This window comes from Sodalis sp. RH20 (assembly GCF_047324205.1).
Lineage (GTDB): Bacteria > Pseudomonadota > Gammaproteobacteria > Enterobacterales > Enterobacteriaceae > Acerihabitans.
In genome coordinates this window covers 5,694,123-5,714,183 of the sequence record NZ_CP178733.1, presented here as the reverse complement: position 1 = coordinate 5,714,183, position 20,061 = coordinate 5,694,123, and the positions used below count along the sequence as shown (strand labels likewise).

At 56.7% G+C, this 20,061-nt stretch carries 16 protein-coding genes; 8 read left to right on the top strand and 8 right to left on the bottom strand.

What is annotated here, in order from left to right:
- Positions 1–99: 99 nt before the first annotated feature.
- From ascF to ACL2XM_RS26090, 3 genes are all read left to right on the top strand, one after another.
- Positions 100–1,554 (top strand): PTS cellobiose/arbutin/salicin transporter subunit IIBC, encoded by a 1,455-nt coding sequence (ascF, locus tag ACL2XM_RS26100; protein WP_413731937.1) that lies wholly within the window; start codon positions 100–102, stop codon positions 1,552–1,554.
- A gap of 195 nt (positions 1,555–1,749) precedes the next feature.
- Positions 1,750–2,868, top strand: coding sequence for a porin OmpC (gene ompC, locus ACL2XM_RS26095; RefSeq protein ID WP_410013527.1), 1,119 nt, complete (start codon positions 1,750–1,752; stop codon positions 2,866–2,868).
- A 323-nt stretch (positions 2,869–3,191) separates the two neighbouring features.
- Complete coding sequence (locus tag ACL2XM_RS26090; RefSeq protein ID WP_410013526.1) at positions 3,192–3,869, top strand: helix-turn-helix domain-containing protein; 678 nt, start codon at positions 3,192–3,194, stop codon at positions 3,867–3,869.
- A gap of 17 nt (positions 3,870–3,886) precedes the next feature.
- On the opposite strand, the gene ACL2XM_RS26085 is transcribed toward ACL2XM_RS26090, so the two are convergent.
- The 7 genes from ACL2XM_RS26085 to ACL2XM_RS26055 all read right to left on the bottom strand — a co-directional run bounded on the left by ACL2XM_RS26085 (position 3,887) and on the right by ACL2XM_RS26055 (position 12,075).
- Positions 3,887–4,498, bottom strand: coding sequence for a 2-dehydro-3-deoxyphosphogluconate aldolase (locus ACL2XM_RS26085; protein ID WP_413721449.1), 612 nt, complete (start codon positions 4,496–4,498; stop codon positions 3,887–3,889).
- On the bottom strand, positions 4,488–5,381 hold the full coding sequence (locus ACL2XM_RS26080) for a 2-dehydro-3-deoxygalactonokinase (protein ID WP_413731935.1): 894 nt from the start codon (positions 5,379–5,381) through the stop codon (positions 4,488–4,490). The genes ACL2XM_RS26085 and ACL2XM_RS26080 overlap by 11 nt, the downstream gene beginning before the upstream one ends.
- On the bottom strand, positions 5,378–6,277 hold the full coding sequence (locus ACL2XM_RS26075) for a dihydrodipicolinate synthase family protein (RefSeq protein ID WP_410013523.1): 900 nt from the start codon (positions 6,275–6,277) through the stop codon (positions 5,378–5,380). The genes ACL2XM_RS26080 and ACL2XM_RS26075 overlap by 4 nt, the downstream gene beginning before the upstream one ends.
- Entirely contained in the window at positions 6,271–7,431 is a 1,161-nt protein-coding gene (locus ACL2XM_RS26070; protein WP_413731933.1) for a mandelate racemase/muconate lactonizing enzyme family protein, read from the bottom strand. The genes ACL2XM_RS26075 and ACL2XM_RS26070 overlap by 7 nt, the downstream gene beginning before the upstream one ends.
- 20 nt (positions 7,432–7,451) lie before the next feature.
- Positions 7,452–8,774, bottom strand: a complete 1,323-nt coding sequence (locus ACL2XM_RS26065; protein WP_410013521.1) for an MFS transporter — start codon at positions 8,772–8,774, stop codon at positions 7,452–7,454.
- A 240-nt stretch (positions 8,775–9,014) separates the two neighbouring features.
- On the bottom strand, positions 9,015–10,169 hold the full coding sequence (locus ACL2XM_RS26060; RefSeq protein WP_413731931.1) for a porin: 1,155 nt from the start codon (positions 10,167–10,169) through the stop codon (positions 9,015–9,017).
- 235 nt (positions 10,170–10,404) lie between these two features.
- Complete coding sequence (locus tag ACL2XM_RS26055; protein WP_413731930.1) at positions 10,405–12,075, bottom strand: methyl-accepting chemotaxis protein; 1,671 nt, start codon at positions 12,073–12,075, stop codon at positions 10,405–10,407.
- Positions 12,076–12,614: 539 nt separating this feature from the next.
- Between ACL2XM_RS26055 and ACL2XM_RS26050 the strand changes: the two genes are divergently transcribed.
- Positions 12,615–13,415: a (S)-acetoin forming diacetyl reductase gene (locus ACL2XM_RS26050; RefSeq protein WP_410013518.1), complete on the top strand. Its 801-nt coding sequence runs from the start codon at positions 12,615–12,617 to the stop codon at positions 13,413–13,415.
- 185 nt (positions 13,416–13,600) lie between these two features.
- Here the strand turns inward: ACL2XM_RS26050 and ACL2XM_RS26045 are convergent, their stop codons facing one another.
- Positions 13,601–15,256: a methyl-accepting chemotaxis protein gene (locus ACL2XM_RS26045; protein ID WP_413731928.1), complete on the bottom strand. Its 1,656-nt coding sequence runs from the start codon at positions 15,254–15,256 to the stop codon at positions 13,601–13,603.
- Between the two features lie 327 nt (positions 15,257–15,583).
- Between ACL2XM_RS26045 and ACL2XM_RS26040 the strand changes: the two genes are divergently transcribed.
- From ACL2XM_RS26040 to ACL2XM_RS26025, 4 genes are read left to right on the top strand one after another with little or no spacing between them, the layout of a single operon-like run.
- Entirely contained in the window at positions 15,584–16,708 is a 1,125-nt protein-coding gene (locus tag ACL2XM_RS26040; protein ID WP_413731927.1) for an FIST N-terminal domain-containing protein, read from the top strand.
- Entirely contained in the window at positions 16,686–17,801 is a 1,116-nt protein-coding gene (locus tag ACL2XM_RS26035; RefSeq protein ID WP_413731926.1) for a sensor histidine kinase, read from the top strand. The genes ACL2XM_RS26040 and ACL2XM_RS26035 overlap by 23 nt, the downstream gene beginning before the upstream one ends.
- Positions 17,792–18,889 carry an HDOD domain-containing protein gene (locus tag ACL2XM_RS26030; protein ID WP_413731924.1) on the top strand — a complete coding sequence of 366 codons (1,098 nt, stop codon included), beginning with the start codon at positions 17,792–17,794 and terminating at the stop codon, positions 18,887–18,889. The genes ACL2XM_RS26035 and ACL2XM_RS26030 overlap by 10 nt, the downstream gene beginning before the upstream one ends.
- On the top strand, positions 18,882–20,021 hold the full coding sequence (locus ACL2XM_RS26025; protein WP_410013513.1) for a response regulator: 1,140 nt from the start codon (positions 18,882–18,884) through the stop codon (positions 20,019–20,021). Before ACL2XM_RS26030 ends, ACL2XM_RS26025 begins: the two co-directional genes overlap by 8 nt.
- The last annotated feature ends 40 nt before the right edge of the window (positions 20,022–20,061 follow it).

Below are 20,061 nucleotides of genomic sequence, written 5' to 3'. Positions count from 1 at the left end.
TAAATATGGCTGATTTACTGTCCGGATATTGTGGCCCGCAAGCCGACCAGGTTCAGTAATCTGTATAGAACCGGGTACCTACTTAAGAGGACTTTATTTATGTCTAAAAATTATGCGGCATCAGCACAATCGATAGTCGATGCCCTCGGCGGGGCAAATAACATTACCGCCGTCACCCACTGTATGACGCGCTTACGTTTTGTTATTAATGATGATTCAGCGCTGGATACAGAAAAACTGAAATCCATCAGCGGCGTGCTGGGGGTAGTAAGAAACAACAACCAGTGCCAGGTGATCATCGGCAATACGGTTTCGCAGGCTTATGCCGAAGTCATTAAGCTGTTGCCGGAAAATGCCGTTGCGCAACGCCCCCTGCCGGGGAAAAATAAAATTACCCTAAGAAGCATCGGTGCGGGCATTCTGGATGCATTGATCGGCACCATGTCACCGCTGATTCCGGCCATTATCGGCGGTTCTATGGTGAAATTACTCGCTATGGTTTTCACTATGACCGGAGCACTTTCCAGCACCTCGGCGACACTCATTATTCTTAATGCGATTGGCGACGGCGCCTTCTTTTTCCTGCCGGTGATGGTTGCGGCATCCGCAGCGGTAAAATTTAAAACGAATATGTCGCTGGCGATTGCGATTGCCGGTGTATTGGTCCATCCCGGCTTTATTGATCTCATGGCAAAAGCCGCACAAGGCCAGCACGTCGAATTTATGGGAATTTCCGTCACGGCGGTAAAATATTCCTACACGGTGGTCCCGGCGCTGGTGATGACCTGGCTGCTTTCCTATATTGAACGCTGGGTTGATAAAATCACCCCGGCAGTGACCAAAAACTTCCTCAAACCGATGTTGATCGTATTGATCGCAGCCCCGATCGCCATCGTATTGATTGGCCCGTTAGGGATCTGGATCGGTACCGCCATTTCCGCCCTGGTCTACACCATTCATAGCTATCTTGGCTGGTTGTCCGTGGCGATTATGGGCGGGATTTGGCCACTGCTGGTCATGACCGGTATGCATCGAGTGTTCACGCCGACCATTATCCAGACCATTGCCACAACCGGGACCGAAGGCATGGTTATGCCGTCGGAAATCGGCGCAAACCTGTCGCTCGGCGGCTCATCTTTGGCGGTGGCATGGCGCACTAAAAACTCCGAGCTACGTCAGACAGCCCTTGCCGCAGCGGCTTCCGCGATTGTGGCCGGAATTTCGGAACCGGCACTGTATGGCGTGGCAATACGTCTGAAACGCCCGCTTATCGCGTCGATAATCAGTGGTTTTGTGTGCGGCGGCGTGGCGGGCGCGGCAGGATTGGCGAGCCATTCCATGGCGGCGCCGGGGCTTTTCACCAGCGTTCAGTTCTTTGATCCCGCCCATCCGATGTCTATCGTCTGGGTTTTCGGGGTGATGGCGCTCGCCGTGGTGCTCTCTTTTATATTGACGCTGTTGCTGGGCTTTGAGGATGTACCGGTTTCCGGCAACGAAAGCCAAAAAACTCAGCCTGCACCCGCTGTATTGGCGCATGAGATGAAAACAGAATGATGTACTGAAACGCTGTACCATCACGGCCATACTATAGCAATGATAAGATAACGATCTTTACAGGAATATATCCTGGCCGTCGACACGTTCATTGCCATGCCATTTTTATATTAATGACATTATTACGCTGTTATTAAAAAGTAACGTTACCCTTACTATATTACACACACTTAACTTTGATAAAGGTCGTTTATAATGAAACCTTACCTACTGACACTTTTGATTCCTGCATTATTAGTTTCAACCACTTCCGGGGCGGCAGAAATTTATAATAAAGAAGGCAATAAATTAGATTTATATGGTTTTTTTAATGGCATGCATTATTTATCAGATGATAAAAGTGCTGACGGCGATAAAACATATATGCGTTTTGGTTTTAAGGGTTTGACCCAAATCTCTGATCAGCTGGCTGGATTCGGCCGCTGGGAATATCAAATTCAGGGTAACCAAACCGAGAGCCAAAACACCGCATTTACGCGTTATGCCTATGCTGGTTTAAAATTTGCCGGATCTAACTCTTTCGATTATGGTCGTAACACCGGTGTGTTATATGATGCCGCATCCTATACCGATATGCAGCCGGAATTCGATGCTTCCACCTATGGCTCTGACCAGTTTTTGTTCAAACGTGGCAACGGTATCGCCACTTACCGCAACACCGATTTCTTCGGTTTGGTTGAAGGCCTGAAAGTGGCGTTACAGTATCAAGGTAAAAACGATAGTGGGGCCAGCGAGCCGGGTACCCGTAACGTATTGTCGCAAAATGGCGATGGTTACGGCTCCTCTTTGAGTTACGATTTTAAGTCCGGTATCAGCGTCGCCGGTGCCTTTTTTAGCTCGAATCTTACCGATGAGCAAAATTCCGCGCCAGGCATCATGGGCGGGGGCGGAAAAGCTGAGGGCTATACCGGGGCGATTAAATATAATGCCGACAGCCTTTATCTGGCGGCCATGTATACGCAAGCCTACAATGCGGCGAAATTCGGATCGCCGAGTGGTACCGCCTACGGTTTAGCCAATAAATCACAGGCCGTGGAACTCTATGCGGGCTACACCCTGCTTTCAGGTCTGATTCCCTTCGTCGCTTATAACCAAACACGCGGCAGCAATTTAGGCACTGACCGTAAGGGCAACAACTACGATGCCCAGGACCTGGTCAAATTTGTTGACTTTGGTTTCACCTACAACTTCAACAAAAATATGGTGACCTATGTTGACTATAAAGTTAACTTGCTGGATGACAACACCTTCACCGAAAATGCCGGTATCGTCACGGATAATGTGTTAGCCGTAAGCATGAAGTACCAGTTCTGAGGGTATAGATAATCAGTCGGTTTTCCGTTTCGTTAAACCGACACGCCTCTGCCTCATTTTGTGTTATTGCCTGTTTTTGATGTCCTAATCCGCATAGCAAAAACAGGCATCCCTAACCGTAACGGTTACTCCCCCCAACCTGATTTACCGATGATAAAATCGCATCAGAGACATCGCTTACTCTTGACGGCGCCTGCGCGCCCAGGATTCCCGCGACGGGATTCCGACCGCGCCGGATCCAGGTTATAATAGTGACCACCAAGCTGGATGCCGCTGCCCACGGTATTCCCGAACCCCATGGGCATCCCCCGACAGGGAGTAAGATGCTACTACATTCGGTTTATGATGCGTTTCGCTGTATGAACCTGCTGGCCACCCTGAGCGAGCCCACGGGTATTCGTGAGATTGGCCGCCAGTTATCGCTGGATTCGGCAAAAGTGACCCGCATTATGCAAACGCTCCTGGCACTGGAGATGGTGCATCGCAATGAAAAGCGCAAGTACTCGCTCGGCCTTGGCGTACACCGTTTTTCCGCCCATGCCATTCATAATTCCGCCTTTTACAAAGCCGTGCTTGAGATACTCGAGGAAGTGGGCAATAAGCCGGTTTCCATTGTCATCGGCGTGCTAAGCGGCAGGGATGTCGTCTATTTGATTCATACCCGGCAGGGGAAAAGCGTGGCCCGGGCGATAGGGAATTATGATTCGGTCCCGGTGACCGAGTCGATTATCGGCATTAAACTGCTGGCCGCGCGCAGCGATGAGGAAATCGTCAGCCTGATTGGCATCCATGACTTTCATTTGATAAAAGAAGATATCGACGGCGCCCGGCGCCATCAGGTGCTGGTGAAGCGCTATCCGCCGCAGGAGTACCGTATGGCCTGCACCATTCCGGGCATGCAGGCGGCGATAGCGCTGTCAAACCTGAGCGGCGAACGGCTGGAACTGGAAACCCTGAAAAAGTTCCTGGTGTCGGCGGCGCAGAAAATCAGCGGCGGATAAGCGCCGCCGGGCCGGCATTACAGGGCGGGGCCGGCCGGACTTCGCCCCATCAGCGCCACGGCGCGCCGGCGGGTAAGGGACGGCGGCTGTCCAGGCCGGTATAGCGCCGAACCGATCCCCACGCTATCGTAATACCGCAGATAGTCCGCCATATTGTCCGCATCAATGCCGCCCACCGCGCAAAAGGGAGTGGCATGGCAAAACGGCCCCTTAATAAGCTGGGGCCAATTTGCCGGCAGCGCCGCCGCCGGAAAGATTTTCAGCGCGCTGGCGCCAAGCGCGCTGGCGGCGAAAATCTCGGTACTGGTGTACACGCCGATACAGGTTTCCAGCCCCTGGGCCTGACAGGCGCGGACGACATTTTCGTCAAGGTTGGGCGTGAGGACATAATCAGCGCCGGCCTGCGCGCAGGTCGCCACCTGCGCGGTGGTGATGATGGTGCCCGCGCCGAGATTCACCTGTCGCCCGAAGTGGCGTTTGATAGCCTGGATACTTTGCGCCCAGTCCGGCGAATTGGCGGGAATTTCCACATCGCTGATACCGCTGTCCACCAGGCCGGTGACCTGCGCAATAACGTCGGCCGGGGTTATGCCCCGCAGGATGGCGATGACATTGCCATTAAACAGCATCGTCGAATACCTCGTTCAATCCGGTGATAATCGCCTCTTCCGCCGCGAGAGTGGTACAGGGAAGATGAAGTAAATGACATGCCCGCTGATAGCGTTCAAGCAGGATGGCGGAGCCGATGAAGCACACGCTTTCGTGCCGCGCATGGCCGGTCAAGACTTCATGGCCCACCAGCAGGCCGGATAGCCAGGCCGCGGCAAAGGCGGCCTCGAACTCGCCAAGGATATAACGCCCCCGGCAGCGGAACAGTTCGCTGAGCAGGGTGCTGTCGCCCCGGTCAATGGCCTCGGCGGTTTCCACCCCCTGCCGGAAAATGTCCTCGGAAAAATCCTGCTCGCCAAGCCCCTTGCCGACCACCGAATGATTCAGCACCAGGTGGTACAGTTCGCCGGTCATCAGCGTGCGCAGGCCGACGATTTTTTGCTGCCGGCGATCAACGGTTATCCATTTGCTGTGGGTGCCCACGGCGGCGAATATCCGCGCGTCGCTGATGCTTAAGGCTCCTGCCAGCTGTATCTCCTCGCCGCGGCAGATTTCGTGCTCCTCGCGGCTGCAGATGCCCGGGCGCACGGTGACGGGATTGGGCAATACGTTTTCCAGCGGCAATCCGCGGGCGGTCAAATCATGAAAGCTGACCGGAAGCGCCAGGTAACCGGCATCCACTATGCCGATATTGCTGCCGATCATGCCGCACAGGATAACCGGCACGTGTTCGTCGTACTCATCGCCCAGCCGTAATAGCTCCTCGCGCAACACTGCGCCCAGCTGCCCGCGCCGGCAGCGGGCGACGCCTTTTTCAGACTGCACGGCGCGCACCACCCTGCCCTGTTTGACGCGCATGGCGCGAAAATTACTGGTCCCCCAGTCGACGGCAATGTAGTTCATTGCGCCCGTGCCAAAATCGCCAGCGGCAGATGGTCGGTTATCTCCTGCAGCTCCAGACGCGTCGTCTCGTCGAGCCCCTTTGCCGGATCGCGCACCGCGGCGGTGGCGAACAGTCCTGAGCGGTGCAATATCTCTTTATGCACCGCCACACCCAATCCTGGCTGCACGCCATAGCGCAGGAAGGGCAAATAACGGTAAAACAGCGCCCGCGCCGCCTCCTTGTCATGTTGTTCCCAGGCCTGCAAAATCGCATTTATCACCTCGGGAAATTCACAGGCGGGCATGGTGCCGACAATGCCCCGCGCGAGTTCCTCGTATAAGAAACCGGCGTTGAGCCCGCCGAAAAGCCCGACCCTGTCACCCAGCGCGGCCTTAAGCTGGCTGATTTTCAGCGTGGTGGGCGGCTGTTCTACCTTGATGTAGCGAATCTGCGGGAAATCCTCACACAGCCTTATCAGCGTGGGAACCGGAAAGCTGACGCCGGTCATTTGCGGCGCGTCCTGAATCATGATCTCGATATCGCTCTGTCGGCAGATGTCGCGGTAGAACCGGTAGATCTCGTCCGGGCCGGGTTTTACCACCGACGGCGGATTGATCATCGCCACCTCCGCGCCCCAGCGCTCAACGCGTTTAATCTCCTCTATCGCCACCGGCGCCGCCGCGCCGCCGGTGGCAACCACCAACGGCAGGTCTCCGGTCAGGGCCTTTACGCTCTTAAAAATCGCGTCTTTTTCCTGCCCCGTCAGCGCATAGCCTTCCGAGGCATTGCCAAACAGCGCCAAACCGTCGATACCCTGCTCAAGCAAAAAGCGCACAAGTTTAACAATGGCGGGGAGATCGACCTCCCCCTGGTTATCAAAAGCGGTTGCCAGTATCGGAACATTACCTTTTAACATGCGTCACTCCAGTGATTTTCACGTACTTTGTCTTCATTGATGTCAATACCCAGGCCAGGCCCCGCGGGCAGCGCATAGTGACCGTCCCGGCAAACCAGGGGCTGGCGCAGCAAGCTGTTGGCCAGGTCAAACACCGGCGGCTGGAACTCAAGCATAAAAAAGTTGGGCAGCGCGGCGGCCACGTGGATGGAGGCGGCGATACAAGGACCCAGGCCGACGCTCAGATGCGGCGCCACCAGCAGGTTCCAGGTTTCGGCAAGGGCGGCGATATGCATCAGTTCGGTAATGCCGGTACGCCCCACATCCGGTTGCAGAATGTCGACGGCGCGCTGCTCGATATAAGGACGGAACTGATAGCGGGTACGCTCTGTTTCGCCAAGGGCCACCGGCACCGCGCTTTTCCGGCGTAATTCCCGATGACCCGCGACATCCTCGGGCAGCAGCGGCGCTTCAAGAAAACCGACGTCACAGGCTTTAAGGCCTTCCGCCAGCCTTACCGCCTCGTGAACGCTGTAGTTCCAGTGCGCGTCGATAAAGAGGGTTGCCTGCGGCCCGAGCGCTTGCCGGATGGCGCGGACATTTTCCAGGTCCTCGTCGACGCCATAGCCCAGCGCCAGCTTGACGGCATTGAAATTTTTCCCCTGCCATTGCCGGGCCAGCTCGCAACGGGCTTCGACGGTCGGGCGCGGCAGACCGGAAACATAGCAGGGAACCTGCGCGCGAAAGCTGCCCCCAAGCAGCTGGTGGAGCGGCAGTCCCAGAATATGCCCTTTGAGATCCCACAGCGCGATATCCACCGCCGCCAGCGCATCAATGTGGTAGCCGGCGGTATGGCCGCGATCGCGCATTGAGTTGTACATCTGCGTGTTGAGGACATTGCTGCTAAACGGACTGGCTCCCAGCAGCAGCGGTTTAAACAGGTGCGTAATCAACTGCGCGACCACCTGCGGCACCACCGGGGCCAGCGCTTCGCCCCACCCCACATGGCCATCATCACAGGTTATTTTCACCAGGCAGGTTTCCATTTTGCGTGAATAGACGCAGCGGTATTCAGGGCGATAGTAGTAATCCCCGCCGCCATCCGGATCTCCGCCGAGATAAATCTGCTGCGGTTTGATTTTTAACGGGAAACACTGTACGTCGACGATCTTCATATCCACTCCGGTTTTGCGGGTTAATCCAGTTTTTTGCCTGCGGTCTCTTTGGCGAGGCACACGGCGACAAAAGAGATAAGCGCGGTCAGCATGACGTAAAAAGCGGGCGACAACGGATTGCCGGTGGCGGAGATAAGCCCCGCCGAGACCAGCGGCGTTACGCCGCCAAAGACCGCCACCGTCATGTTGTAGGCGATGGCGATGCCGCCGTAACGCAGCGCGGTGGGGAAAAGCTCCGCCATTGCCGCGCCGCAGCCGCCGTTAAATAAGGCGACCAGCATGCCGAGCAGGCTCATGGCGACGATGGAGACGGCTACCGAACCTTGCTCCATTACCATCATCGCCGGGTAGGTCAGCAGAATAAAACCGCCGCAGCCGATAAGCATCAGCGGCCGGCGTCCCCACCGATCGGAGAGATACCCCGCCAGCGGCATGACGATGGCGACGCTGAACAGACCGAGCATGGTGATCAGATAGGAATCGGTATGGGAATAATGCAAATAGGTGGAGAGATAGCTGGGCATAAAAGATTGCAATACCCAACTGCTCACCGCCTTCACCACGACAAAACCGACGCAAAACAGCAAGGCGCGGGTGGAGGTGGTAAGCGTGGTACGCAGCGGGGAGTGTTCCAGTTTTCCCGATTTTTGCAGCATATGGAATTCGGCGGAGTCTTCCATATTGCGGCGCATATAGAGACCGCCAAGCCCCAGCGGCGCGGCCAGGAGGAAAGGAATGCGCCAGCCCCAGTCGTTCATCGCCGGCTCCCCCAACTGGTGGGTCAGGAACAGCACCAGCCCGGAACCGCAGACAAACGCCATAAAACTGAAATTTTCACTCCAGCAGGTCAGGCTGGCCCGGCGATGAGGCTGCGCGCTTTCCGCCAGATAGGTGATAACGCCGGAACTCTCGCCGCCCGCGGCGAATCCCTGCACCAGGCGGGTCAAGACCAGCAGCACCGGCGCGAGTATGCCGACGTGCGCATAGGTGGGAAGAATGCCCATCACAAAGGTGGAACAGGACGTGATGACAATCACCGTCACCAGGACTTTCCGCCGCCCCAGCCGGTCGCCCATCGAGCCGAAGAAAAAGCCGCCCAGCGGACGCATTAAAAAACCGGAACCGAACACCGCGAAGGATTTCAGCAGCGCCACCGTCGGGTCATTGCTGGCAAAGAAGTTGCTGCCGATGATGGCCGCGAGCGTGCCGTAAAGGCCAAAGTCGAACCACTCGATAAAGTGGCCGACGCCCGCCGACATCATGATTTTAAACGTCCGTTGTCTTTTTGTTTTTGATGTCTCGGCCGGATAGTCCTCTGTCCGGTGAGTGATGGAATTGCTCATTTTATCTCCTGAACGAAACGTCATATGCCTGGCGGTACATCGGGACACCGGCAGGCCTGGGCAGCTGTTTTATCCGCATAACCCGCAGTGTAGGCGGCGGCGGGCGACAAGCCACTACGCGTGGGCGTTGCGTGAGAGCAGTCATAAAACCCATGCGGAAATTGCTTCATATGGTGAAGCATTTGCCAAAACAGCCCTGGATTGCGTTAGTACTCATCTCGATTGAATAAGGGGGTGTTATCAGAACCGATACCAGAGGCGGACCCAGTTTTCATCCGGCTGGTTATCCGTGGTATTGCTGAAAGTGCGTTCATAATCAATTTGGAAGCCATGGGGCAGTTCCGCGGCAATCCCCAGGTAGGTGTGGTTCGTCTGGTAATGCTCCCAGCGCATCCCATCGCCGGCGATATAAGGCTTGACGGCGGTAATGGCCCGGGCGGCCACCGGCCACCGATACGACGCCATATATTCCCAACCCCGCGCCTGCCCTTCAAAATAGGCCGTCGGCACCCTGGCGGTACGCCGCGGAATAAAATCATGGTAATACCCGGCCGTTGCCGCCAAAGTCCAGTTATCCGGTTTCCATTGCGCCGCGATACCGGTTATCTGTTGATTATAACCCGCTGTATCCGCGCCATCCCCCGTCGGGGCGCGGCTGATGATATAAGCCCGGGTATAACTGTAGGCGGCGCTGAGCGTCAAATCCTTGGCGATATGGTAATCCATGCCGCCGGCGCCGCCGGTTTGGCGCTGGTAACGGACATTGTCGCTTCTGATATAATAATCATTCACCGGCGCGTCCCAACTGGCGCTCAGGGTTACCGGTCCCGCGTCCTGGACATATTTGAGCAAATATTTACCGCGGTAGGAACCATCATAATTGCCGTTGACGCCATTGTTCGACCCTTGACCGTGCATATCATTATCCCATACGTCGGTTTTGGCGCCGATAACACTGTATAAGACGCTGTTTTGCTGTCCGAAGGTCAAGGTTCCATAGGTCTTGCTGGCGATACCAACATAATGTTTACGGGTGAAGGTGGTATCTTTATTATGATCAAAATGGCTGCCGGCCCCGAGCTCATTAAAGATATCGATACCGACTTCGTAATACCATAATAGATTAATATCATCATTGAGATAATAATTTAAAGAAGTATGAACAAAGCTGCCGCTGTCATATCCCCGCTGCATATAGGTGTGATCATCGGCCGAGCCCATTTTATTACGATATTGCGGCCGGATAAGGCCGCCGAATTGCCATTCCACCCCGTTAAGCATAGGCAGATTATTATTTCGGTTAAGCAGCATGATATCCGCCCTGGCCAAATCAGGCAGGGCAAGCAGACTCAACAATACTGCGCTGAAGAACACAGTCGGTTTTTGTAGGGCCATTATTTTATTATTCCTCTGGAAATTGCGGCATTATTCCCGGTAAAAGCTCGGGTATCCGGCAGTGTATGCCGGCGCGGACGGGAAGCTATCGCCCATGCGCGTTGCGTGAGAGGAGTCATAAATTCATTGGCGATATTGCTTCATATAGTGAAGCAATTAACAGGCGTAGAGGAGAAAGGGATGCGCGCCGAAGATTCCCGCCCTTAGAGTGCGGGCGGGAATGTGCGGCGGGGGACTAAAACGTTTCCCAGTTATTGTGAGCCTTGTCGGGCCTGGCCGCCGCTTGTGCCGGGGTAAGGGTGGCCCGGCTAGCAACCCGGTTGATCTTATCGCCGCCATTGCGCGCGTCCGCAGCCTGCGGCAGATGAAATACCGCGACCGTTTCCGTCAGCATCCGGGCCTGTTCTTCCAGCGAGGCCGCCGCCGCGGCCGATTCCTGGACCAGCGCCGCGTTTTGCTGAGTTACGCCGTCCATTTCCGCCACCGCATTGCCCACCTGGCTGATGCCGCGGCTTTGTTCTTCCGACGCCGAAGAAATTTCGCCCATCAAGTCGGTTACCCGGGTCACCGCCTGCACAATGTTATGCATGGTTTCACCCGCGCGGGAAGCTTGCCTGGAGCCGGTATCCACCCGCTCAACCGACTCCGCGATCAACCCTTCTATTTCCTTCGCTGCCTGGGCGCTGCGCTGGGCCAGGCTGCGCACCTCCCCCGCCACCACGGCAAAACCACGGCCCTGTTCGCCGGCCCTGGCCGCTTCCACCGCCGCATTCAACGCCAGGATATTGGTTTGGAAAGCAATGCCGTTAATCACCCCGGTGATATCGGCGATCTTTTTCGAGCTGGTGGTGATGCTTATCATGGTTGACACCACGTCATCGACTATTGCGCCGCCCTGTCTGGCGGTATCTGCGGCATCTTGCACCATCTTATTGGCCTGCATGACATTTTCGGTATTTTGCTTCACCGTGGCGCTTAACTGCTCCATGCTGGCCGCCGTTTCTTCCAGCGCCGACGCCTGCTGTTCGGTGCGCGATGAGAGATCGGTGTTGCCCAGGCTGATTTCACCCGCGCCCTGGTAAATGGAGGCCGACCCATCGCGGATAGCGGTGACGGTACGAATCAGGTTGCGCTGCATTTCCTGTAGATCAGGAATCAGCGAGCCAACGTCGTTACGGCCAACATCGACGATGGCATCATCCAAGTGTCCTTCTGATAGCGTATGCAACTGCGCCTTAATACGGCCCAGGGGTTTAATCATATAATTGACGAGATAACGATCGGTGAGGAGCAGTATGACTACGCCGGCGATAATGGCCGCAATGAGTATGGTCTTACACCTGTCAACCATCACTACCATTTGCCGCGCGCTTTGGTCCGACATGGCCGCGGACTTGTATGTTTCCGCCGCCTGCCCAAAGGCGAGGCTGAGCGGGGGATACTGCATCCTGAAAACCTGACGAAATTGTTCAATATCCTTGTTCTGTACCGCGCGGTATAACGGCTCCAGTCCCTGGGAAACCATACGCGACCACGTCGCGATCATGTTTTCGGTCACCGCGGCGTCTATGGAGGGATGAGGGCGCAATTTGAATTCAGCCAGCGCATCCGCTGAGTTTTTCATCGCCACCGCGGCGGAGGCCAATACCTTATCGGCATCGGCCGTTTCTCCCGTCTGGCTATAATCCATAGTACGCGCCAACCGGGTAACGGTGCGGAAATATTGGTCGTTACCACGGGTAATGATATCAATATCTTTTTTCTGATCTTCACTGACAGTCAAAAGATGAGTGACCTGGCCCAATGACGATAGGGTAAATGCCGCAACACCGCCCCAGAGAAGCAAAAAAAATCCAAGCGTGATGATTAATATCACTCTGATACTGCTGTTTTTAAAAAAATTCATAAAACTGCTCCTATTCATCATTTCTATGCTGACATCCGGGCATAGGCGTTATAAGCCAATCAGTTGTAAATAAAATATTACCCACGCCTTATCGATTGGCTGATCTGAGCTTTTATAGGTATCGGTTTATGTGGGCGAAACTTTATAGCAAGGGGGGGAGAAATCAGCTCAAAAACAGAGAGTTAGAATGTGAATGGTTCGTATGAATGCCTACGTCGGTCATTAAAAGCCAAGCCGCTTAAGCCTACATTTAGCCCGCCTATTCTCATGATATTAATAAATAACAGCTTTAAGCCACTCAAGGCATCATCATCGCCCATTTCCCCTCAGTATTATCTCATAATAAAAATATATTGAGCGGGGGCCGCTGCGGTATTTACGCCTGTGTTTAATTGCAAAATTCCCAACTATTCTGTTTCTGTTAATGACTTATGCCAGGATAAAGTCTTTTTTTCTGCTATGCCTAGATACTCGATAAGAGTAATCAGAAGCCGTTTACGTAACGGTTTGCATGTAAACCAGAGACCCAGGAGGATACAGTGGTCGATTCAAGCAAGAAAGTCGCGGTTGTGACCGGGGCCGGACAGGGTATTGGCAGAGCCATTGCGCTGCGCCTGGCGAAAGATGGCTTTGCTATCGGCAGTCTGGACTTTAACGCCGAGACGGCGAAACAGACGGTGGCATTGATCGAGGCAGCCGGCGGCAAAGCCCTGGCCGTGGCGGTGGACGTGGCGAAGCGCGAGGATGTCATATCCGCTGTCGACCAGGTGGTGGCGACGTTCGGCCGGCTTGATGTCATGATTAATAATGCAGGTTTAGGCCCGACAACGCCTCTTGAGGATATTACGCCGGAAATCTACCATAAGGTTTTTGACGTGAACGTGGGTGGCGTCTATTGGGGTATCCAAGCCGCCCTTAAACACTTCAAAACCAGGACACCCGCCAAACCCGGCGACATCGTCGGCAAGATAATCAATGCTTCATCCCAGGCGGGACAGGTCGGCAACCCTGATCTGGCGGTCTATGGCGCCACCAAGTTCGCCGTGCGCGGCATTACTCAAACGGCGGCGCGCGACCTGGCTAAACTGGGCGTTACCGTCAATGCCTATTGCCCGGGTATTGTGCGTACGCCGATGATGGAAAACATCGCTAAAAAAGTCGCCGATGAAAATAAACAGTCCCTGGAGTGGGGTCTGCAACAGTGGGCGAAAACGGTTGCGCTGGGCCGGATATCCGAGCCGGAAGACGTGGCGGCCTGCGTATCCTATCTGGCGGGACCCGACTCAGACTATATGACCGGACAAGCGCTGATTATTGATGGCGGCATGGTATTCAACTGATAGTCTATGGATAGAAAAACCGAGGCGCGCCCGCACGTTAACAGGCGGGCGCGCCGAAGCCGGCGGTGCGCGGAGCGTACCCATCCGGACACATTTTTCCCGACTGATGGCTCCTTAAGCCCGGTCCCTTTTCCGTCCCGGCGAACAGGGGCGGGCCCCCGTGTAACGCTCGGGGGATAACGTCTTCAGAATGTTTCCCAGCCGGCATTATCCTTGGGGTTATCAAGGGGCTTAGCGGCACGACGCGGCAATGCTTTGGCGCCGTTTTGCCTGTTCTCTTCCTGCCGCCCTTGCGGTTCATGCAATTTGAATACCTGAATAGTATCAAGAAGCAGGCGTACCTGCCCCATCAGCGAGGCGCTGGCCGCTGAGGACTCTTCCACCAGCGCGGCATTCTGCTGCGTGACGCCGTCCATCTGCGAAACCGCCAGGTTAACCTGGTCGATACCGGCGGATTGCTCTTGCGATGCCGCCGAGATTTCCGCCACGGTGTCAGTCACGCACTTCACTGACGACACGATTTCATGCATGGTTGCGCCGGCGCGCTCCACTTGCCCGGCGCCGATATTGACCTTGGCCGCGGAGTCCTCTATGAGCAATTTTATCTCCCTGGCGGCAGATGCGGAGCGTTGGGCCAGCGTGCGTACTTCGCTTGCCACCACCGCAAAGCCCTTGCCGTGCTCGCCCGCGCGCGCGGCCTCCACCGCCGCATTCAGCGCCAGTATATTGGTCTGAAACGCGATGCTGTCGATAACCGAAATAATCACGGAAATTTTGCTGGAACTGGAGGAAATCTCGTTCATGGTCTGGACGACTTCCGATACGGCCTTGCTGCCGGACTCGGCCATTTGAGACGCGTTGGCGGCAAGCTGGCTGGTCTGGCGCGCATTCTCGGCGTTTTTCTTGACGGTGGAGGCGAGCTGTTCCATCGAGGAAGCGGTTTCTTCCAGCGAAGATGCCTGCGCTTCGGTGCGAGACGACAGATCGGTATTGCCTGCCGCAATTTCTTTGGAACCGGTGTTGATCTCTTCGACGCCCAGGCGTACCTGCGTGACCAGACGCATCAGGCTTTGCTGCATGCCGCTGATGGCGGAAAGCAATTTACCGATTTCGTTTTTGCTTGATACCTGTATGTCGGCGGTTAAATCGCCTTTGGCGACCGCATCCAGTTGCACAATCGCATAGTTCAATGGTCGCAGTATGATGTTTCGCAACACGTACAACACGGTAAGGGTTATCATAAAGGCAATAAGCAATACGATGGTCATCGTCCACAGCAACTGGCGGTATTCGCTGTTGCGCATCTGCGCCAGCGCGTTTACCGTTTCACGGGTGTTTTTCTGATATTTCTCTAGCGAGGTGGAAAACCGCCCTCCTGCTTTGTCGATATCCTGTATGTTGATAGCGTAATAGCCTTGCACATCCCCCACCTGCAGCAGATGCTCCGCCTGGTCGAGAAGCTGGCTGAGCGCATGCGCCGAGTCCACCAGTTCAGTCTTGATGGCCTCATCGCCGCTTAGCAATACGGGAAGGTCTTTGAATAACTGGATATTGGCCGTCATGCGCCCGTGGGTCTTCTCGATGTTTTTGAAAATCCAGTCATCGGCCTTGCCTTCTTTCAGCAAGCTGGCATAGACCAGGGCAAAGCCTGCGCGGGTACGCGCGGAATCTTTATAGACATCATTGATCAGGATCACCCGGCTGTCGGCCTGGTGAACGAACTCCGTCGTGTCGTTTGAGCGCGTGAGCGCAAACAGGCCCGCGCAGGAAATCGCCAGAATCATCAGAGCGAAAATGGAAATTGCGCCAGTCAACGCAAGTCGTACTGAAATATTCTTCATTAATGATTATTTTCCATAACTGAAACAGCAACACCGGGAGCGGGCGCAATGGATCGTTGTGCGTCGTCGACGTGAGGTTCTGTGGCCGGACACAATGATTGACAATGAGTACTTAACGACCAAAAACCAGGAAACTTTAATTTTTAACGTTACCCCGCCGCCCTTAAGTCAAACCGCGACGACGCAGGCTATTCCCTGACCACAACACGGTTGCTATCTCTGCCGCAAAGACCTAATCTCTCCCCATCGCTATAAACCAAAGAATTTTGAATCGAACGAACGCGGGATCGCAGGCGAAAGTTCTACTCAGAATTGGGAGAGCTTGTCATGAATGATCAATTCCACTATGCCAGCAGCGAGTCGCCGGACCCCCGCCAGGCCGTCGCCGAATTTGCCAGCCAGCTTGGCCATGAAGGCATCGATACCGTTCTTTTCTTCTGCTCCCCTGACTACGACCTGGACGTCTTGGGCCAGGAATTGAAGAACGCCTTTTCCTGTCCCTGCATCGGCTGCACGTCCTCCGGACAGATTGGCAAGGAAGGCTTCCAGCACTCCGGGCTGTTGGGTCTCGGACTGGACGGCAACTTTCGCACCCGCGCCTTCCTGATTCAACCTTTGACCAACTACACCGCGCTGGTGGCCGACATCGCCGAAGCCATTCGCCTCGACTGCAAGGTCAGGCCGAACCTGCAGCGCTTCGGGCTGCTGCTGGTAGACGGCCTCTCTATGGCCGAAGAACGCCTGGCGGCGAACCTCTATCAGCAGATCGGCAACATTCCCATAGTCGGTGGTTCCGCTGGCGATAACCTGCGATTCGAGAAGACGCACGTCTATGATGGCAATGGCCATTTTATTTCCGACGCGGCGGTATTCGCCGTTATAGAGACCAACGCGCCCATCACCATCTTCAAGGTCCAGCACTTCGAGCCCAGTGAGGTGGAACTCGTCATCACCGGGGCCGATCCTGAGAAAAGGCTCATCCTGGAGATCAATGGCGAACCTGCCGCCCAGGCATACGCGGATGCCCTGGGCCTGACGGTGCGCGACTTGACGCCGACGGTATTCTCCCGCAACCCGCTGGTGCTCTCCTTCGGCGATGAGCCCTACATCCGCTCTATCCTGCGGTGGAACGAAGACCTTTCTCTCACCTGCTACTGCGCCATCGAGGAGGGATTGATCGTGGCCGTCGGCAAAGCAAAGGATCCCGTCCAAACCTTCAAGCAGGCTTTCGCCAAGGTCCGCGAGACCATTCCCGAGCCTGCGGCCATCATTGGCTTCGATTGCATCCTGCGCCGTATCCAGTTCGAGCAGGAAGGGCTGGAACAGCAGATCGGCAGCATCATGGAGCAGAATCATGTCGTGGGATTTTCCACCTACGGCGAGCAGTACAACGGCGTGCACGTGACGCAGACATTCACGGGCGTCGCCATTGGAGGACAGAACATTGCCTGATGAAGCCTGTCCGCAAGCGTCCGCCGCCGAATACGAGCGCAAGCTCGCCGCCCGGGACAAGACCATCGACGTGCTCAAGCGCCGCATCGCACAAGAAGCCAGGCGCGGCAACGCGACGCCTTTTGCCATCCTGGAGCAGAATGTGGGCCTGGAGAAGGTGGTCGCGCGCAAGACCCTGGAGCTGGAAAACGAACGGCGCGAGCTCGAAAAAGCCCTGTCCGAGTTGCGCTTGACCCAGGCTCAGCTGCTTCAGGCGCAAAAGATGGAGTCCATTGGCCAACTCGCCGCCGGCATCGCCCATGAGATTAATACGCCGACCCAGTACGTCTCCGACAATGTGGGTTTCGTTAAAGGCGCCACCGTTTCCCTGCTAAGTCTGTTGGACGCCGCCCTGGCGCTGGCCGAGGCCGCGCGCGGGAAAATGGCCGGGGAATCCGTCATGGCGGAATTCGACGCGATCCTCAAACGCACCAAAGTGGATTTCCTGCGCCACCAGATCCCGGGCGCCCTGGACGAATCGCTGGAGGGCCTTGGCCATATCGCCAAGATCGTGTCCGCCATGAAGGAATTCTCCCATCCCGCCCAGGATGAGAAGGAATGGGTGGATGTGCGCGAGGTCATCAATACCACTGCGACCGTCGCGCGCAACGAATGGAAATACGTGGCGGAACTTGAGACGCGTTTCGAGGATGACTTGCCGCAGCTGCCGTGTCTGCGCGACATGATTGGCCAGGCCATTCTCAATTTGGTGGTGAACGCCGCCCATGCCATCGCCGATACCATCCAGGCAGGCGTCAAGGAGAAAGGCCACATCATCGTATCGGCGGCGCGCAATGGCGAATATATGGAGATCCGGGTGACCGACGATGGCGGCGGCATCCCGGTGGGGATCCGCGATCGCATCTTCGATCCCTTCTTCACCACCAAAGCGGTGGGCAAAGGCACGGGCCAAGGTCTCGCCATTGTCTATTCAACCGTGGTGGACAAACATGCCGGCCGCGTCTTCTGCGAGTCCGAAGAAGGCGTGGGCTCGACGTTCATCCTGCAACTGCCCCTGCGCTGCGAGAAAGAGGAGTGCCCGGCATGCAAGTGATGTTCGTTGATGACGAAAGCCGGGTACTCTCCGGCATTGAGCGGGCGCTTATGCTGCAAGACACCGAATGGGAGTGCCGCTTCGCCACCAGCGGCCAGGAAGCGCTGGCGATGCTGGAGGAAGAGCCGGCCGACGTGGTGGTGTCCGACATGCGCATGCCGCTCATGGACGGCGCTGAATTGCTTACGCGGGTACGCGACCGCTGGCCGGGCACCATACGGATCATTCTGTCCGGCTACTCCGAGGCCAGTTCCACCTTACGCATGGTGGACGTGGCCCACCGGTTTGTTGCCAAACCCTGTGACAGCACGGCGCTGCTGGCGATGGTGGGCGGCGCCCTGGCCCTGCGCGCCCTGTTTCAAGACCCGGCGGTGGTCGAGGCGGTGGGCCGCATCAGCAGCCTGCCGGCCGCCCCGAAAGTCTTTACCGAAGTATGCCGCCTCCTTGCCAGCGCCGGCGGCGATACCCGACGCATCGCCGGGCTCCTGGGCAGTGACCCCGCCCTGAGCGTCAAGATTATGCAGTTGGCTAACTCGGCCTTCTTCAGCAGAGGCGGTCGCATTCATGATATCGGCAACGCCATCACCCGCCTGGGTTTGGATCAGGTGAAACTGCTGGTCCTGGCTTCCCAGATCTTTGCGGATGCGAGTACGGACCCTTATGTGGACCGGTTACAGCGGACCTCGCTGCTCGCGTCCACCCTGGCCACCCGCATTTCCGGACACCAGGAACTGGAGCCGACCGCCGCCCTGCTCGCCAGCATCGCACGGCTTATCCCCGAACTGAGGGAGCCTGGCCGCGAGGTATCCGCCACCCAGGACAATACGTCCATGCATGCCGCGGTAGGCGCCTATCTGCTGGCCTTGTGGGGTTTGCCCATGGACATTGTGGAAGCCGTGGCCTATCACGTCGAGCCCTCCCGCTCCGCGGAGAAAGCCTTCGGTGTGACCGGCGCCGTGCATGTCGCGGTCGCCCTCGCCAACAACAGTGTTCCCGATCTGGATTATCTCGAACAAACCGGCGTGCTGAATAAACTGCCCCTGTGGCAGGAGATGCTCGCCCACACGCAGGAGACGCTTGATGACTGAAACCGCCTTGCCCCGGGTGCTGTGCGTAGACGATGAACCCAATGTGCTCGCCGCGATGGAGCGCAGTCTCTTTAATGAATTCGACGTGGTGGTGGCTCTCAGCGGTGAAGCCGGCCTGCGCGCCGTGTCCTCGGGCGAGCGTTTTGCCGTGATCATGTCCGACATGCGCATGCCCGGCATGGACGGCGCCGCCTTCCTATCCAAAGTGCGGGCAGTCGCCCCCGACAGCGTGCGGATCCTGCTCACCGGACAGGCCGACCTGGCATCCTCCATCGCGGCCATCAACCAGGGCGCCATCTTCCGCTACCTCTGCAAGCCTTGCCCCAGGGAGGAACTGGTATCGGCGCTCAATGACGCGGTCGGTCAATACCGTCTCGTTTGCGCGGAAAAAGAATTGCTGGCGACCACCCTCACCGCGTCGGTCAAAACGCTGACTGAGGTCCTCGCCATGGTCGCGCCATGGGCTTTCCAGCGGTCGGCCTTCGCCCAGTCCTGTGTCATCCACGCGCTGCCCAAGCTGGCGTGGCCTGATGGATGGCTATACACCATCGCCGCCTCATTGAGCCAAATCGGCTGTGTGGGCGTCCCCGCCGACATCGTCCAGGCCGATGTGGCCCAGAGAAAACTCTCGGAGGACGAAAAAAAACTCCTCCAGGAACACCCGGATGTCGCCGCCCGATTGGTTGAGCACATTCCCCGCCTCGAACTGGTGGCCGGGATTATCCGCCACCAGGCCCGTGAGGCCGCGCCAGACGCGCCCCTGGAGGTTATCCGCGGCGCCCACCTGCTGCGCGCCGCCCTTGAACTGGAACGCCACGCGGCGCGGGGGCAAAGCCTGGAACGCCCGTGGGAAATCCTGCGCGCGGCGCGCCCGGCGATCCCCGAGTACATCATCAAAGCCCTGGCTGATTTTCGCGCTAACGTGGCCGGCGCCCGCACCGTGCGCTTTAGCGAACTGATGCCCGGCTGGGTGGTAGACGAAGATATCCGCACCACCAACGGTTTGATGGTGCTGACCAAAGGTCATGAACTTACCGACACCGCCATATCCGCGCTTCAACGCCTCCTCGCCGCAAATGCCGTCAAAGAGCCGATCCGGGTGCGTGGACGGCCGGACGCCGCGGCGTCTTAAGATCCACGCCAGGCTCCCCGGGGGAAAATGGCTTAGCCTG

What these genes read in the sequence shown, in the direction of transcription:
- ACL2XM_RS26080 (WP_413731935.1), bottom strand. Translation starts at nt 5,381, where the DNA reads ATGAACTACATTGCCGTCGACTGGGGGACCAGTAATTTTCGCGCCATG.
- ACL2XM_RS26085 (WP_413721449.1), bottom strand. Translation starts at nt 4,498, where the DNA reads ATGCTGTTTAATGGCAATGTCATCGCCATCCTGCGGGGCATAACCCCG.
- ACL2XM_RS26025 (WP_410013513.1), top strand. Translation starts at nt 18,882, where the DNA reads ATGACTGAAACCGCCTTGCCCCGGGTGCTGTGCGTAGACGATGAACCC.
- ACL2XM_RS26040 (WP_413731927.1), top strand. Translation starts at nt 15,584, where the DNA reads ATGAATGATCAATTCCACTATGCCAGCAGCGAGTCGCCGGACCCCCGC.
- ACL2XM_RS26075 (WP_410013523.1), bottom strand. Translation starts at nt 6,277, where the DNA reads ATGTTAAAAGGTAATGTTCCGATACTGGCAACCGCTTTTGATAACCAG.
- ACL2XM_RS26070 (WP_413731933.1), bottom strand. Translation starts at nt 7,431, where the DNA reads ATGAAGATCGTCGACGTACAGTGTTTCCCGTTAAAAATCAAACCGCAG.
- ACL2XM_RS26055 (WP_413731930.1), bottom strand. Translation starts at nt 12,075, where the DNA reads ATGAATTTTTTTAAAAACAGCAGTATCAGAGTGATATTAATCATCACG.
- ACL2XM_RS26045 (WP_413731928.1), bottom strand. Translation starts at nt 15,256, where the DNA reads ATGAAGAATATTTCAGTACGACTTGCGTTGACTGGCGCAATTTCCATT.
- ACL2XM_RS26060 (WP_413731931.1), bottom strand. Translation starts at nt 10,169, where the DNA reads ATGGCCCTACAAAAACCGACTGTGTTCTTCAGCGCAGTATTGTTGAGT.
- ascF (WP_413731937.1), top strand. Translation starts at nt 100, where the DNA reads ATGTCTAAAAATTATGCGGCATCAGCACAATCGATAGTCGATGCCCTC.
- ompC (WP_410013527.1), top strand. Translation starts at nt 1,750, where the DNA reads ATGAAACCTTACCTACTGACACTTTTGATTCCTGCATTATTAGTTTCA.
- ACL2XM_RS26090 (WP_410013526.1), top strand. Translation starts at nt 3,192, where the DNA reads ATGCTACTACATTCGGTTTATGATGCGTTTCGCTGTATGAACCTGCTG.
- ACL2XM_RS26030 (WP_413731924.1), top strand. Translation starts at nt 17,792, where the DNA reads ATGCAAGTGATGTTCGTTGATGACGAAAGCCGGGTACTCTCCGGCATT.
- ACL2XM_RS26065 (WP_410013521.1), bottom strand. Translation starts at nt 8,774, where the DNA reads ATGAGCAATTCCATCACTCACCGGACAGAGGACTATCCGGCCGAGACA.